Origin of the sequence: Ruminococcus sp. AM42-11 (assembly GCF_003480145.1) — a bacterium.
In the GTDB taxonomy this organism is placed as follows: Bacteria; Bacillota; Clostridia; order Lachnospirales; family Lachnospiraceae; genus Blautia_A; species Blautia_A faecis.
The window spans coordinates 19,623-34,065 of sequence record NZ_QUIO01000020.1; the positions used below are offsets into that span (position 1 = coordinate 19,623).

The 14,443-nt window shown below is 36.7% G+C and carries 18 protein-coding genes and 2 pseudogenes; all 20 read left to right on the plus strand.

Going from position 1 to position 14,443, the window contains the following annotated elements:
- Positions 1-204 precede the first annotated feature (204 nt).
- Complete coding sequence (locus DW904_RS12575; RefSeq protein WP_117499790.1) at positions 205-630, plus strand: GNAT family N-acetyltransferase; 426 nt, start codon at positions 205-207, stop codon at positions 628-630.
- A gap of 25 nt (positions 631-655) precedes the next feature.
- The gene (locus DW904_RS12580; RefSeq protein WP_008373533.1) at positions 656-847 is read left to right on the plus strand and encodes a DUF6019 family protein; all 192 of its coding nucleotides are present in this window, start codon (positions 656-658) and stop codon (positions 845-847) included.
- A 51-nt stretch (positions 848-898) separates the two neighbouring features.
- Entirely contained in the window at positions 899-1,234 is a 336-nt protein-coding gene (locus tag DW904_RS12585; protein ID WP_023923463.1) for a DUF3784 domain-containing protein, read from the plus strand.
- A gap of 27 nt (positions 1,235-1,261) precedes the next feature.
- Positions 1,262-1,450: a hypothetical protein gene (locus DW904_RS12590; protein WP_005342828.1), complete on the plus strand. Its 189-nt coding sequence runs from the start codon at positions 1,262-1,264 to the stop codon at positions 1,448-1,450.
- Positions 1,451-1,496: 46 nt separating this feature from the next.
- Positions 1,497-1,856 carry a DUF6483 family protein gene (locus tag DW904_RS12595; RefSeq protein WP_118581120.1) on the plus strand — a complete coding sequence of 120 codons (360 nt, stop codon included), beginning with the start codon at positions 1,497-1,499 and terminating at the stop codon, positions 1,854-1,856.
- Positions 1,853-2,044: pseudogene (locus tag DW904_RS12600) on the plus strand (DUF961 family protein); the annotation flags it as partial. The gene DW904_RS12595 and the pseudogene DW904_RS12600, both read left to right, overlap by 4 nt.
- A gap of 119 nt (positions 2,045-2,163) precedes the next feature.
- Entirely contained in the window at positions 2,164-2,940 is a 777-nt protein-coding gene (locus DW904_RS12605; protein WP_118003330.1) for a hypothetical protein, read from the plus strand.
- A gap of 76 nt (positions 2,941-3,016) precedes the next feature.
- Positions 3,017-3,544, plus strand: a complete 528-nt coding sequence (locus DW904_RS12610) for a hypothetical protein (RefSeq protein WP_074140228.1) — start codon at positions 3,017-3,019, stop codon at positions 3,542-3,544.
- Positions 3,545-3,644: 100 nt separating this feature from the next.
- The gene (locus DW904_RS12615) at positions 3,645-4,148 is read left to right on the plus strand and encodes a DUF600 domain-containing protein (RefSeq protein ID WP_118473444.1); all 504 of its coding nucleotides are present in this window, start codon (positions 3,645-3,647) and stop codon (positions 4,146-4,148) included.
- Positions 4,149-4,226: 78 nt separating this feature from the next.
- Entirely contained in the window at positions 4,227-5,015 is a 789-nt protein-coding gene (locus tag DW904_RS12620) for a DUF5037 domain-containing protein (protein WP_118581123.1), read from the plus strand.
- Between the two features lie 104 nt (positions 5,016-5,119).
- Positions 5,120-5,572 carry a hypothetical protein gene (locus tag DW904_RS12625; protein WP_207664912.1) on the plus strand — a complete coding sequence of 151 codons (453 nt, stop codon included), beginning with the start codon at positions 5,120-5,122 and terminating at the stop codon, positions 5,570-5,572.
- A 42-nt stretch (positions 5,573-5,614) separates the two neighbouring features.
- Positions 5,615-6,199 carry a hypothetical protein gene (locus DW904_RS12630; protein WP_074140231.1) on the plus strand — a complete coding sequence of 195 codons (585 nt, stop codon included), beginning with the start codon at positions 5,615-5,617 and terminating at the stop codon, positions 6,197-6,199.
- Between the two features lie 190 nt (positions 6,200-6,389).
- Positions 6,390-8,348, plus strand: a pseudogene (locus DW904_RS12635) (ATP-binding protein); the annotation flags it as partial.
- Complete coding sequence (locus tag DW904_RS25630; protein ID WP_347562139.1) at positions 8,348-10,603, plus strand: hypothetical protein; 2,256 nt, start codon at positions 8,348-8,350, stop codon at positions 10,601-10,603. The pseudogene DW904_RS12635 and the gene DW904_RS25630, both read left to right, overlap by 1 nt.
- Positions 10,519-10,854 (plus strand): FtsX-like permease family protein, encoded by a 336-nt coding sequence (locus DW904_RS24015; RefSeq protein ID WP_243110414.1) that lies wholly within the window; start codon positions 10,519-10,521, stop codon positions 10,852-10,854. The genes DW904_RS25630 and DW904_RS24015 overlap by 85 nt, the downstream gene beginning before the upstream one ends.
- A gap of 3 nt (positions 10,855-10,857) precedes the next feature.
- Entirely contained in the window at positions 10,858-12,303 is a 1,446-nt protein-coding gene (locus DW904_RS12645; protein WP_021423053.1) for an ABC transporter permease, read from the plus strand.
- A gap of 13 nt (positions 12,304-12,316) precedes the next feature.
- Positions 12,317-12,952: an ABC transporter ATP-binding protein gene (locus DW904_RS12650; RefSeq protein WP_021423054.1), complete on the plus strand. Its 636-nt coding sequence runs from the start codon at positions 12,317-12,319 to the stop codon at positions 12,950-12,952.
- Between the two features lie 265 nt (positions 12,953-13,217).
- Complete coding sequence (locus DW904_RS12655) at positions 13,218-13,667, plus strand: hypothetical protein (protein ID WP_021423055.1); 450 nt, start codon at positions 13,218-13,220, stop codon at positions 13,665-13,667.
- Positions 13,652-13,885, plus strand: a complete 234-nt coding sequence (locus DW904_RS12660; RefSeq protein ID WP_032509628.1) for a helix-turn-helix domain-containing protein — start codon at positions 13,652-13,654, stop codon at positions 13,883-13,885. The genes DW904_RS12655 and DW904_RS12660 overlap by 16 nt, the downstream gene beginning before the upstream one ends.
- 313 nt (positions 13,886-14,198) lie before the next feature.
- A complete protein-coding gene (locus tag DW904_RS12670) occupies positions 14,199-14,402 on the plus strand; it encodes an excisionase (RefSeq protein ID WP_004613735.1) in 204 nt (67 codons plus the stop codon).
- The last annotated feature ends 41 nt before the right edge of the window (positions 14,403-14,443 follow it).

The window sequence follows — 14,443 nt, forward strand, 5'->3', positions numbered from 1 at the left end:
GAACAGGATGCCAAGTGGCAATACTGTTAAACACGGGTGGATCTTGCTCTGTATGTGTACCCCTCTATATAACGAAACGCTGAGAGCCTGTTTTACAGTGGGGGAAAAGAAAAAATATCAAAAAAATGATGATTAATGGTGAGCTTGTGATAGAATGAAAAAAAGAGAAAAGCATAAAGGATGTAGTTGTGGAGAAAATTTGTTATGATTAGAAAGTTGCTGAACGGAGATATCGATAGAATTGCTGACATATGGTTAAAGACAAATCTGAAAGCCCATTATTTTATTTCCAATCAATACTGGAAAAGTAATTATGAATTAGTAAAAGAAATGATGTCACAATACGAAGTTTATGTGTTTGAAGCAGATAAAATGATACAAGGATTTGTAGGACTAAATGATAAATATATAGAAGGTATTTTTGTCTCCGATGAAATGCAGTCATGTGGCATAGGTAAGCTTTTATTAGATTATGTTAAGGATAAAAAAGTTAGCTTACGATTAAATGTATACCAGAAGAATGCCAGAGCAATTTCTTTTTACCAAAGAGAAGCGTTCATTATTCAATGTGAAGGCTTGGATGAAGCTACTGGTGAAAAAGAGTACACTATGCTATGGAAACGAAAATAGAAATCGAAATTTGGAGGATTGAATTATGTGGAATGAATTAGGTATAAGTGGAGGAACCGCAATTGTTATTTTGATTGCGCTGTATTTCGTTATCAAATGGGCAGTGAAAAATGGCATCAAAGAAGCCTACAGTGCTATCACTGGAAAGAAAACTGTTGAAGATATCCAAAACGAAAAAGAGCTGAAAGAACTTGGATTGGATTCAGAAGATCAATAACTTCCAGTTTTTGAAACTGAGAAATTGGTATTTTAAGAGGAGGTATGTATTATGAATATAGGATTTTGGTCATGTATAATTTTGGTTATACCATTTGTAATTATAGGTGTGTTATTTGCGATTTTTAAGGAAAAAGCAACTAAATTTGTTTCAGGATTTAATTCATTTTCTAAAGAAGAACAAGCAATGTATGATAAAGCTCAGATCTCTCGTGATATAAGAAATCAGTGCTTCATATGGACTGTTATAATGTTAGCAGGAGCGACATTATCCTGCCTTTTAACCCCATATATGGCTATACCAACCTATATTATTTGGTTAGTTCTGTTTTTTAGAGAAGTCCACTTTGATAATCATAAAGCGTTTAAAAAATATTTATTAAAATAAATTATTGTTTGCAGGAGATGCTTATTTATGAAAAAAGGGATAAACAAATCAATCTTATTTTACATTGCATCAGTTCTGTTTTTCATAGCGTCAGCTATTGGCTTTACGAGTGGAAATGAAAGTTCTATGGCTATAGTATGGTTATGTCTTGGTTCTTCATTTCTTTGCTTGGGTTCGACTCATAAGAAAAAGGAAAACAATACAGATGATAAATAATTTCCTGCTTGTATTGTTGGAAAATCGGTAGTTATGGAGGTGAAAAATGTATTTCACAGACGAAAAAGACTATATTATGCGAATGATAAAAGAAATGGTAAGAGTATTATTTTCTTTAATGTTTGGGAAAAAGTATGTTTCTGTTGAACTTGAAAAAGAAAATAAATATGAAGTATCAGGGAAAAATTTGAAAGATTTTCTTGATATGATTGATTCTGGGAAAATTAACGAAGCAGAGAATATACTTTTAGATAGCATTGATTATACAGACAGAAATGAGGTAATGGCAGCAGCTCTTTTCTACCAATACCTTAGTGAGAAGGATAGTGAGTTTTTGAAAAATAACAATTATACAAAAGAAGAAGTGCTTTCTGGTTTTAAGCAATTACTTATGCAGTCAGGATAAGGGAATTTCCGTACAATGCAGTCGTGGAGCTTGTCAATCCAGTAGCCGATACGGTATCACGAAAAACCTATACGGGTGCAGATGTGGACTGGTATGTAAAGGCAGAGGATATTATCTTGAAGAATAAGCCGAGCCAGAACGCAGGCAATCCACAGCCCCCTACACCGCAGGGACAACCGAAAAAATAGGCTTGCTGAATAGATTTTCATTGTAGCGGATATGTGGAACTGTTATAATATGGGTATGAAGAAACGGACAAATAAGAATTTTTGAAAGAACAGTATTATTCATATTAAGGGGAGGCGAAATGATGAATGGACAAATGTTTCAAATTGCATCTATTGTAGCGACGAGCAAAAAAGCGTTGCAATTATCAGAACCAATTAGATTTTCACAATTAGAATATGAGAATAAAATTGAATTTGTCTTTTTACCTCAAAAGAAATTTTTAAGGACAGAAAAATATACTGCTTCTAATGTTTCATTGTGGTTTGAACAAATAAAGAAAAATGGGATACAGGATATAAAGTTGCTATGTCCATATTCAGTAAAGGATAGACAATTTTTAGGATTTTCAAATACAACAGAAAGTTCCATTTTGTGTTTTTACAAAAGCGGAAAAGTAACATACTTTACTGCTGATTGGCAATTTGACTCTATGCAAAAAAAATGGAATATTCTATATTCAGAGTATGAGTGGACTAACCCACCATCAAAAAAACCATATTTTGAGAATAACATTAACTCATTTCGAGATGTATTATTATCGATTAAAGAATTGGCTAAAAAAATTGAGTGTGAAAATTTTGCTAATATTTTTACTTCTGCTATAAACCTTTTAGATGGCTGTAGCGAATATCCAGATGAAAAGTATGGTTTGAGTTTACCACCAATTCCACAGCAAAATCTTCAAATGTTCGAAGCTGCAAGTATTTCGGATGTTTTTGGAGCAATGGGTTCGTGGAATGATAGCCCAGCATATATGGCTCACAAAAAAGGGTTATCTGAAGAATACGAAACTCTATCTTCTGAGTTGTTAAAAAATGTAAGACTTGCTATTTTGTATGCCATAAATGAATGGTAAGATTATAATCCTATATTTCATACATGCAAATAAGAATTTGAAATACTCAAAAATATAAAATTGGAGGAGCAAAAGCATGGGTTTATTCGGACTGTTTGGAAGAAAAAAAGAAGTTGAATTAAATAAAGTAAAAGATGATAATAAAGAAAAGTTCTTAAGAGAACCTAATGATAATGAAGAAGGAATCTTGCAGTTTGAAAATCTGAATTTTAAACTTGCAGTAATTCAAGTTTTGATGTATGACTTGAATTTGTTAAAACCCTGTTTTGATATTTATGATTTTGCTGATGAACATAAAGAACTAGAGATAAATACAGATAGCTATACTGTAATTGAACCTGCACTAAATTTTTTTATAAAATTGTCTATTCCAAGGGAATTTGCACAGTATGTAGAAAAAATCGACATGGATGGTGGGAATGAAGTGTATATGAATATAATTCCACAATGGGATGGAGAAGATGAATGCTTTGATTTAAATAACATAACTTCCTCAGAAATAAGACAATTTCCAAATCTTAAGGAAGCAACAATAATGAGCAGTAATTTTGATAAAGTAAAAGAAATTTTTGAGGCTGAAAATATTGATGTAGAATTGCTTTAAATTAGTTCTTCTATCAAACCTCCAGTTTGTTTAACTAGAAAGAAATAGAAAAATTCCAGTTTGTGTAACAGGAAAATTAGAATTTTAGAGGAAAATAAATATGGAATTATTTGGTAAATTAAAGAATAAAAATGAACCTTTAAAAGAAAAAATGTTTGAGGATTATTTTACAGAGATACAGTCAGATATGGTCTCTATTTGTTTAGAATATGTTGAAAATAAAGCAGATGAAATATATATCTATACATCATTTGAATCTAATGTTGCGACATCTAATTATTTCTATAATATCGGTGGAAATATACTAAAAAAGCATAATTTAAACAATGCCAATAATGGCTTTAACTATGATGTTTCACTAGAACGCCAAAGGGATTGCTTGCAAATTTTAATTGATGATATAAAGCAGTTGGTTGAAGTGTGTAAAAAGTACGGTAGACCAATGCCAACAGAAATAAAAATGGTGTATGATGTTAAGACAAAACAATTTAACGCAGACTATAAGTATAATCTAGTGCATAGTAATCACAAAACTAAGACAGCAGACGATATCGTAAATGACTGGTATTACGAAGTAAAGAACAAACGAAATTCCAGTTTGTAGAACTGTGTTAAATCATAAAATCACATAGAGGTGGCGATTATGCGATATTAAAAATTTTTATTAGGTGTTATAGCAAGCATGCTTTGTTTAGGGCTATTGAATGGCTGTGGACATGAGGATGAGATTTCAATAAAAATTGAAACCTACTTACAAGAAGAATATGGAGAAGAATTTGAAGTATTGTCTTGGAATCAACCAAAACTTTTGCCATCAGACAATGGTGCAATCTATGCAACTTGTATTTCAAAAAATGACCCAAATCATCCATTTGAGGGTAGCTATTTTAATCCAGAAGAACCAAACTCAAAAATAGAAATTATTTATGATGGTTATGCGGAACGACTTTTGGCAAAACAAATGGAGTCTATAACGGAAGGAGCTGTTTCACAGGTAGCCGAAAACTATTATATTAAAGGACGTATCTGGTCACAAGAAGAAGAATGGGAAAAATGGCAAAGCATGCCAGTAAAAGAAGTTTCTAATTGGAATAAGTTTGTTAATCTTCGTAATCTTGCAGATGATCCAGATAAAAGAACATTGGGAGCTGTTAGGGTTTATATTGACACTTCTACAATGACTGGAAAAACTGATGAAGAAGAATATCAAATGTATGAAGAAGTCTTTCGTGATAAATTAGGTGGCGAAGCATTGCTTTATGTTCATTATTTAGACCATAAGAGTTTTGAAAAAGCAGAGGCAATATTAGAAAGAACAGCCCCAAGAAATAGCGGAAGCGATTTAGATGAAATAGAAGAAGGTCAGCCATACTTCGGAACAATCATGCGATATGGTTCAGATAAATTTGATGATAGCTTAGAGATATTCAAGGCTGCAAAACAAGGTCAAGAACAAGAAAAATATCAGTAAGTGAAACAAATTCTGATTGATGTGGCAATAAAGGAGTGAAATAAAATGATTTACGAACCCGAAAATCTAAAAAATAAAAGAGCAATATATGAAAAAAGAGATAAATGGCTTATCCGATTAGCATTTCTATTTTGGGCGGTACTACTATTTATTTATGTGACATAGTAATTCCCTATGTAAAATCAACAATTGGCTTTTTAGGCATTATTGTTGGTGGTATTGCTGTTATTACTATTGTTTATTTCTTTACTGTATTCTTTGTTTTAATGCGGAGAGGACGTCAGTTTAGAAAAATGAACAATGATATTGTAAGAGAATATCACGAAAATAAAAATGGAGAACTCTTTTTAGAAAAACTTCTTGCAATAGATACGAAACCTAAAGATATGAAAGATGAAATGACATGGTATCTCAATATTGCAACTGCATTTAATGTATTAGGTAAACGAAATGAATGTATTGCTTTGTTTAAACAATTAGAAGAAGTTGCAACAGAAAAAGACAAAGAATATATTCAAAATAGCATTAAATTTGTGCAAGAACAGTTAGAAAAATAATATTGACTAAGTGGTTTGGTAAAATCAAAGGAGCGATTAGGAATGACAATTCTTATTTATTTTTTAACAATAGTATTTGGTATAGTATGTTTTGTAATTATGAAAAAGAAACGCTATAAAGTCATGCCACTTATCTGTTTGATTATGTTTATTTGTTTCATTGGCTGTGGAATCGTTTCTATCTTATCTTTAACTTTGCCATATGGTGAGATTTTGGTTTATCCATTGGGAGCAATTATATTTGGTTTGGTATTTATTTTGGTTGGGGTAAATGATTTATATTCGTTATTGCGTTGTAGAGAAAAAGTGGACGGCGTGTATTGTGGCTACAATACATATTATGGTGGCAATGGCATTTCTACACAATCTCCAATATTTGAATATACATATAACGGAACTTATTATCGTGAGCAAACAGCACAAAATATATCTCATAAACGATTAAATAGGAGTATGACACAAGGAAATGTATATAGCATATATATTGACCCAAAGCACCCAGCAGTATTTATTCTGGCTAAAAAAATTAAAATAGGAACAATAGTTTCGATAATATTAGGGTTATTCATATTTACGTATGGAATTGATTTATTATTAAAATTTTTGCCTATGTTATTGAGTCGATAGTATATACTTTGTTGGTAAATTGTCTGATAACCTTATATCACATATAAAGCAGTTAGTCTTAGGATTGACTGCTTTTTTCATACTCAGAAAGGAGTGAACGATTTATGCGTAAGATTTTGAACAAAGGACACCGTATCAGAGCCAGCGATAAACACCTTGTTTACCACTTTTCCATAGGGACGCTTACATGAAAATGGAAAAGCTACTGGAAAATAAAATCTCCCGTCGCTTTAAGGTGCGTCGCTTGGAAATCAATGATTTTGGGTATCTCATGGAACATCTTTACGGCAGGGACGGTATCGCCTATGAAGATTATGAGTATCAGCTACCAAAGAGGAAATTGAACAAAGAAACGCTGATAAAATACTACGACCTTATCCGTCCGACAAGGTGTGTGATTGAAGAAAGCCAGCGATATTTACGCTTGGAACATGAGGACAAGGAAAGCTATGTGTCTTATTTTACCGTCAATGCGATTGTCGGCGAGCTTGATTTTCCGTCAAGTGAAATCTTCTATTTCCAGCAACAGCAATTTACCTTTCCCGTTGATACTTCTATGAATGTAGAAATCGTAGAAAATCGAAAAGCATTAACAACCGTCCGCAATAAGAAAAAGGAATTGAAAGACCTTGACAATCACGCCTATCAAGCTGGAAGTGAAACCAGTTCAAATGTGGTGGACGCTTTAGACAGCGTGGACGAGCTGGAAACAGACTTAGACCAGAGTAAAGAAAGTATGTATAAGTTAAGCTACGTTATTCGGGTGTCTGCACCCGATCTTGACGAGCTGAAACGCCGTTGTGATGAAGTCAAGGACTTTTACGACGACCTCAATGTAAAGCTGGTGCGTCCTGCTGGGGATATGCTGGGGCTTCATTCTGAATTTCTTCCAGCCAGCAAGCGATATATCAATGATTATGTGCAGTATGTAAAATCAGACTTCCTGGCAGGGCTTGGGTTTGGTGCTACCCAGCAGTTAGGGGAAACTATGGGTATCTATATGGGCTATTCCGTTGATACGGGAAGAAATGTGTACCTGCAACCGTCTTTAGCTTCGCAGGGTGTAAAAGGAACAGTTACCAACGCCCTTGCTTCTGCTTTTGTCGGTTCGCTTGGCGGTGGTAAATCGTTCTGCAACAATCTTCTGGTGTATTATTCGGTTCTCTTTGGGGGACAAGCGGTTATCTTAGACCCAAAATCAGAGCGTGGCAACTGGAAAGAAACACTTCCAGAAATCGCCCATGAAATCAATATCGTAAATCTTACCAGCGACAAGGACAATGCAGGACTTCTTGACCCATTCGTGATTATGAAGAATGTAAAAGACGCTGAAAGTCTGGCAATCGACATCTTGACATTCCTTACGGGTATTTCCTCTAGGGACGGCGAAAAATTCCCCGTGTTACGAAAAGCGGTACGTTCCGTTACCCAGAGCGACAGTCGAGGTTTGCTCCATGTGATAGACGAGCTACGCCGTGAAGATACACCCATATCAAGAAATATCGCAGACCATATCGACAGCTTCACGGACTACGACTTTGCACACCTGCTGTTTTCAGACGGTACGGTGGAAAATGCAATCAGTTTAGATAATCAGCTCAATATCATTCAAGTAGCCGACCTTGTGTTGCCAGATAAAGATACCACTTTTGAGGAATACACGACCATTGAATTATTGTCGGTGTCTATGCTGATTGTGATTAGTACCTTTGCCCTTGATTTTATCCATTCGGACAGAAGTATTTTTAAGATTGTCGATTTGGACGAAGCGTGGGCGTTCTTAAATGTGGCACAAGGAGAAACGCTCTCTAACAAGCTGGTTCGTGCTGGACGAGCTATGCAGGCAGGCGTTTATTTCGTTACACAATCTTCTGGCGACGTGTCAAAGGAAAGTCTGAAAAATAATATCGGCTTAAAATTTGCTTTCCGTTCTACTGACATCAACGAGATAAAACAGACCTTAGAATTTTTCGGTATCGACAAGGACGACGAAAACAACCAGAAACGCTTGCGTGATTTGGAGAACGGACAATGCTTATTGCAGGACTTATACGGGCGTGTCGGTGTGGTACAGATACACCCCGTCTTTGAAGAACTGCTACACGCCTTTGATACCAGACCGCCCGTACAGAGAAATGAGGTGGAGTGATGAAAGAAAGGGTAAAAGGTGCGTTCACAAAAAAGAAGATTTTCCACTTTCTCAAAATGCCTCTGTTCGTGGTGGCACTCTCCCTTATCCTGCTTTCACTTCTGGGGACGGTAGCTCATGCAACGGGGCTTGTGGACGATACCATAAACGCAGAAAATCTGTATTCAAAATATCCGTTGTCGAATTACCAGCTTGATTTTTATGTAGATAATAGCTGGTCGTGGCTTCCGTGGAACTGGCTGGACGGGATTGGAAAATCGGTACAGTACGGGCTTTACTGTATTACCAACTTTGTCTGGACGATAAGCCTTTATTTAAGCAATGCCACGGGCTATGTGGTGCAGGAAGCCTATAAACTTGATTTCATTAACGATATGGCAGACAGTATCGGAAAAAGCATACAGACTCTTGCAGGCGTAACACAGAACGGCTTTTCTTCTACGGGCTTCTATATCGGTTTTCTGCTTCTCATTATCTTAGTGGTGGGACTTTATGTTGCCTATACGGGACTGATAAAAAGAGAAACCAGCAAGGCACTTCACGCCGTTATCAACTTTGTGGTGGTATTCGTGTTGTCTGCTTCATTTATTGCCTACGCTCCCGATTACATCAAAAAGATAAATGAGTTTTCATCAGACATCAGTACCGCTTCACTTGACTTGGGAACAAAAATCATGCTCCCCAACTCTGACAGCGAGGGCAAGGACAGCGTGGACTTGATACGGGACAGCTTATTTTCTATTCAAGTGGAACAGCCGTGGTTACTCTTACAATTCGGGAACAGCAACGCAGAGGAAATCGGAACAGACCGTGTAGAAGCTCTTGTATCGGCAAGTCCAGAGGACGAGGACGGGAAAACCAGAGAGGAAGTCGTGAAAACAGAAATCGAGGACAACGACAACAACAATCTGACGATACCGCAGGTGGTAAACCGTTTAGGTATGGTGTTTTTCCTCTTGTTCTTTAACTTAGGTATCACGATATTTGTATTCTTGCTTACGGGCATGATGTTGTTTAGCCAGATACTTTTTATTATCTTTGCAATGTTTCTACCTATCAGCTTTTTACTTTCCATGATACCGAGCTATGAAAGCATGGCAAAGCAGGCAATCGTAAGGGTGTTTAATACCATAATGACACGGGCAGGAATAACGCTTATTGTAACGGTGGCGTTCAGCATTTCCAGTATGTTTTATAACATATCCACGGACTATCCGTTCTTTATGGTAGCGTTCTTGCAGATAGTATGTTTCGCTGGTATCTACATGAAGCTGGGCGATTTAATGAGTATGTTCTCTTTGAACGCTAATGATAGTCAAAGTATGGGACGAAGAATTTTCCGCAGACCGTATCTATACTTGGCACATAGGGCTATGATTTTAGGTACAAGCATGATTTTAAGGACTACAAATGAGTCCAAACAAGCCATGCAGGAAAAGACAAACTCTAAGATTGTGGTTGAAATTACAAGTAAGGACAGCAAGATAACAGAGAATGAAGTAAACAAGATTGAAACGCTAGAAGATGTTTCGTCTATCAACCGCATTGGTAGACAAGAGGTATTTCCGAATAATTTTGCTCCCGTTACGCTCAATACTTCTACGAATGAGGAAAATTTGAAAATAGCACTGCTTTCCTATGATGATTTGGAAAAGGACAGCCCTTTTTCAGAAATGCAGTACCGCTTAGCTTCTGGCGATTATATCAAGCGTGAGAAAAAGGGTGCTGTTATCAATGCGAACCTTGCAAATCAAAATGAGCTAAAAGTTGGAGATACGATTGAATTAAGTACAGAAAACGGAACAAAAGTATCTGTTCAGATTATTGGAATTTTCATGTCCGCAGGAAATGCGGAAAAAGACCAGCCGTCAGAAACTACCGCAGTCAATCGAATAGAAAATCAAATCTTTATTGACAACAGTACTTATAAAGAATTGTTCAAAGAAGCTGAATTTGAAAAAATCTGCATTTACTCAAAAAGACCAGAAAAATTAGATGTGCTGGAAACCAGCCTGCAAAAAATATTCGGAAATGATGTAGCACTTAGCACGTCTGATACCCTTTATCAACAGATGTCTGCTCCATTAGAGCAAATCAGTAAGGTGGCAAATCTTATGCTGGTACTTACATTGGTAACTGGTACTGTTGTTGTTTCCCTGCTGTTATGTATGTGGATGCGGACAAGGCAAAAAGAGGTGGCAATCTTTATGAGCTCGGCAAGACAAAAAGTGAAATTTTCCTGCAAACTTTATTAGAAGCAGGCAGTGTATTTACACTTTCGGTTTTAGGAGCAACAGCCATTGGTAAATTGTTCTCGGGCGTTTTGCAAAACGTCATTACCGGTTCAGAAACAGTAACAGAAAATCTGAAAGTGGTTTTGCAGATACAAGATATTGGAATGTTGTTCCTTTTAGGCGGTGCAGTTATTTTGGTGGCATTGTGCTGTTCCATTCTTCCGATATTACGAGCAAACCCAAAAGATATATTAGCAAAAATGGAGGGATAGTACATGAATTTTTTTGGATTGGCAAGGCGTTCTGTGTTCAGAAAGCCCGTAAAAAGTATTCTCTTATTGTTGATTGTTTTTGCAATCAGTACCTTGCTTCTTGCAGGTGTGGCGAGCAAAAATGCCAGTATTGAGGTGCAGGACAAAACCAGACAAGCCATAGGTGCAGGCTTTCTTTTAGAAAGAAATGCAGAGTACCGAACAAAGCGAGTTCGTGAATACTCAGAAAAGATTGGTAATGATAAGGAAGGTAGTTTTGGTGGCTACCATCAGGAAAAAGAGATTATCAATGGTGTGGAGACTTGGACAGGCTGGACAACAAATGAATTTGAAAGCTTAGATATAAAAGACATTGAGAAATTGGCAAAAGCAAAAGGAATTGCTGATTACAATATTACAACAGTAACAACTCCCGTAAACCCTGTAAATTTCAAAAGGATTGAAGATAAAGATGTAGACCAGAATGCAGATGTTGGCGGTGTAAGTTTAATTGGAAACAAAGATATGAAACTAGACAGAAATGTTTTATCTGGAAACCTGCATATCAAAGAGGGACGAATGATAACCCCAGAGGATAAAGATATGTGTGTCATTTCAGAGGAACTGGCAAAGCAAAATAATCTGAAAATCGGCGATAAGATTTCTTTTAATGATTACCACGATACTGAAAATTCAAAGGTATCAGAAGCTGAGATTGTTGGAATTTATCAAGTGGATCAAAAGATGTCCCCACTTATGCAGGGAGATACTTACCGTTCGGAAAATGTAATATTTACAGATTTGAGATTTCCAGAAAAGGCAGAGGGTGAAACAAGTCCATTATATGAAAGAGCCTATTTCAAAGTGGAAGATGTGGAAGCTTACGACGAAGTAAAAGAAAATCTGCAAAAAGTAGACATCAATTGGGAGCAATATGATTTGATTGACAATAACGGAAATTCCGAAACCATGTCCTCAAACTTCAATGATTTAGCAAAAGTAAGCGAAATGATGATATTGGTAATCTCTGTTGCAAGTTTTGTTATCCTTGTTTTAGTATTTCTGTTCTGGCTGAAAAATCGAGTGCAGGAAGTCGGTATTTTCTTATCTCTCGGTGTTCCGAAATTTAGAATTATCGGACAAATTTGGAGCGAAGCGATTATGATTACTGTTCTTTCCCTTATGTTATCCTTTGCTGTCGCTCCTGCTGTTTCCAAAGTAACGGCAAATTATCTGGTATCACAGCAGGTTCAGCAAATGCAAGAGGAAGAAAAGAATAATGAGGGAAAAGTATCCACAGAATACGTTGCACCAAAGCAGGACGTGCAGAGTATCAGCGTAGAGGTTACACCAGAAATGTATCTGTTGGACGGTGTAAGTGTTCTTGTGTTGATAACGGCTTCTGTTCTGGTATCTGGAATTGTAATACTAAAGAGAAACCCGAAAGATATTTTATCGGAAATGAGTTAGGAGGACGACGAAAATGTTAGAAGTAAAGAATGTAAGCTATGCTTACAAAACAAAAAAAGATAAAACCATTTTGAATAATGTATCTGCTACTTTCGAGGAGGGTATCTTTTATACCATTATCGGTCCGAGTGGTGCAGGAAAAACAACACTCTTATCGTTGTTAGCAGGCTTAGATACAGCAGTAAAAGGGACTGTCCTTTGCAATGGCGAGGATATTACAAAAAAAGGGCTGAATTACCACAGAAAGCATAATATCTCATTGGTATTTCAAAATTATAATCTGATTGATTATTTGACAACGGTTGAAAATGTCAAATTAGGTGGTAGTGGAAATGCTGAAAAATTATTGGAAGAAGTCGGTATTGGAAAAGAATACTGGCAGAGAAATGTATTGCAACTATCTGGCGGACAGCAACAGCGTGTAGCGATTGCAAGAGCATTAGCCAGCGACGCTCATGTACTTTTGGCAGATGAACCGACGGGAAATCTTGATGAAACTACCGCTGATGAAATCATTGCTTTGCTGAAAAAGACTGCACATGAATTAGGAAAATGTGTTGTTGTGGTTACACACAGTAAGCATTTGGCAGAAGAAGCCGACGAAATCTTAGAAATTAAAAACGGTGCAATTTCTTTTCTGTCTGAATAAACAAGAATAGTGCCGTAAAGGAGCTGTCATTATGGAATATTTTAGATATACCTCGACACAATCAATTTGACCCTAACGGCATTGTTATAAGAACTAAATACAATACAGTTTCAAAGGCTCGTACAGACTATATGTTTTGTGCGGGCTTTTTTCATGCCAGAAAAAAATTTTTTAAGTTTTTTTTGATTTTGGTTACGCTGTACCCCACTTTCAACGCGGTATATATGAAAAGGGGCAGACACCTCTTTTCGACTAGCGAAAGGAGGTGAGGAAAATAAAACCGTCAGAACTACAAGAAAAAACCTGTCATCAATTCGATTGTGCTATTAAAACAGTTATACGTCATAGAGCGATTGACTTCTATCGAGCGATACGTCGTTCAGAGAAAAAAGAAATGCCATTCGCCGAAATTATGGACGACCTCTTAAATTCCATAGGCACAGAAGATACATATTCTACGGATTATGTTGCAGTATTTGAAGTCTGTGGCGAAAAAGTGTCAATCGAAGATGAACAACTGGCTCGTGCATTGAAAGCTATTGAAGAACGAAAGCGTAATATCGTTTTACAGTATTTTTTCATTGGGGACACGGACACTTATATTGGAAAAATGCTTGACTGTTCCAGAGCTAATGTAACAAAATGCAGAATACAAGCACTCGACAAGCTAAAGCAACTGATTGAGGAGGAAAAAGAGAAATGCCAAAAGAGCTGACACCGACTTTCACGGTTATTTCCAAAGCATGCGACGGCGACGAAACAGCTATTTCAAAAATCTTGGAGTTTTACGACCCATTTATCAATCAGTGCTGTATGCGTCCGTTTTACGATGATAACAACAACTTGCGTCTTGCGGTAGATTTGGAAATGAAAGGTTTTATCAAAGAAGCGATTATTCGTAAAATCTTAAACTTTGATATTAAACGCTTCTAATTCATATCGGGATTGATTATGCCCGTCTGGTCTTTGACAACTGAATAAAGCAGACAGATACGTTTGTGAGATAGCAAGCCACGGGGACTGTACGCCATGACCTTTCCAAAAGAAAGCGAGCGACCCATGCAGTGATCCGAGAGCGACCGTTGGAAAAGTCGCTTTGCCACGACCTATCCTCACAGAATAATGATACGTCCGCATGGTGCGGTTCTGCCCACAGGAATGGGAATGGTTGAGATACCAACGGAGCTTTCCAAAGCCGTCTGCCTGCTTGTAAAAAATGACACACAGTAAAGGGGGTGCATAGATTATGAACAATACTGATGTGCCTATCTGGGAAAAATATACTCTGACGATTGAAGAAGCGTCTAAATACTTCCGCATTGGCGAAAAGAAATTGCGTAAATTAGCCGAAGAAAATATTGACGCTGGCTGGGTTATCGTGAACGGTAATCGTATTCAGATTAAGCGAAAACAATTTGAAAAAATCATAGATACATTGGACGAAATCTAATGTCATTGAGCCGTAGATATGGTATAATAAGGTATAGCGTA

Coding starts and splice junctions, on each gene's coding strand:
- DW904_RS12630 (WP_074140231.1), top strand. CDS start 5,615: ATGACAATTCTTATTTATTTTTTAACAATAGTATTTGGTATAGTATGT.
- DW904_RS12660 (WP_032509628.1), top strand. CDS start 13,652: ATGCCAAAAGAGCTGACACCGACTTTCACGGTTATTTCCAAAGCATGC.
- DW904_RS12670 (WP_004613735.1), top strand. CDS start 14,199: ATGAACAATACTGATGTGCCTATCTGGGAAAAATATACTCTGACGATT.
- DW904_RS25630 (WP_347562139.1), top strand. CDS start 8,348: ATGAAAGAAAGGGTAAAAGGTGCGTTCACAAAAAAGAAGATTTTCCAC.
- DW904_RS12625 (WP_207664912.1), top strand. CDS start 5,120: ATGGCTTATCCGATTAGCATTTCTATTTTGGGCGGTACTACTATTTAT.
- DW904_RS12605 (WP_118003330.1), top strand. CDS start 2,164: ATGATGAATGGACAAATGTTTCAAATTGCATCTATTGTAGCGACGAGC.
- DW904_RS12580 (WP_008373533.1), top strand. CDS start 656: ATGTGGAATGAATTAGGTATAAGTGGAGGAACCGCAATTGTTATTTTG.
- DW904_RS12585 (WP_023923463.1), top strand. CDS start 899: ATGAATATAGGATTTTGGTCATGTATAATTTTGGTTATACCATTTGTA.
- DW904_RS12575 (WP_117499790.1), top strand. CDS start 205: ATGATTAGAAAGTTGCTGAACGGAGATATCGATAGAATTGCTGACATA.
- DW904_RS12645 (WP_021423053.1), top strand. CDS start 10,858: ATGAATTTTTTTGGATTGGCAAGGCGTTCTGTGTTCAGAAAGCCCGTA.
- DW904_RS12650 (WP_021423054.1), top strand. CDS start 12,317: ATGTTAGAAGTAAAGAATGTAAGCTATGCTTACAAAACAAAAAAAGAT.
- DW904_RS12615 (WP_118473444.1), top strand. CDS start 3,645: ATGGAATTATTTGGTAAATTAAAGAATAAAAATGAACCTTTAAAAGAA.
- DW904_RS12590 (WP_005342828.1), top strand. CDS start 1,262: ATGAAAAAAGGGATAAACAAATCAATCTTATTTTACATTGCATCAGTT.
- DW904_RS12610 (WP_074140228.1), top strand. CDS start 3,017: ATGGGTTTATTCGGACTGTTTGGAAGAAAAAAAGAAGTTGAATTAAAT.
- DW904_RS12595 (WP_118581120.1), top strand. CDS start 1,497: ATGTATTTCACAGACGAAAAAGACTATATTATGCGAATGATAAAAGAA.
- DW904_RS12620 (WP_118581123.1), top strand. CDS start 4,227: ATGCTTTGTTTAGGGCTATTGAATGGCTGTGGACATGAGGATGAGATT.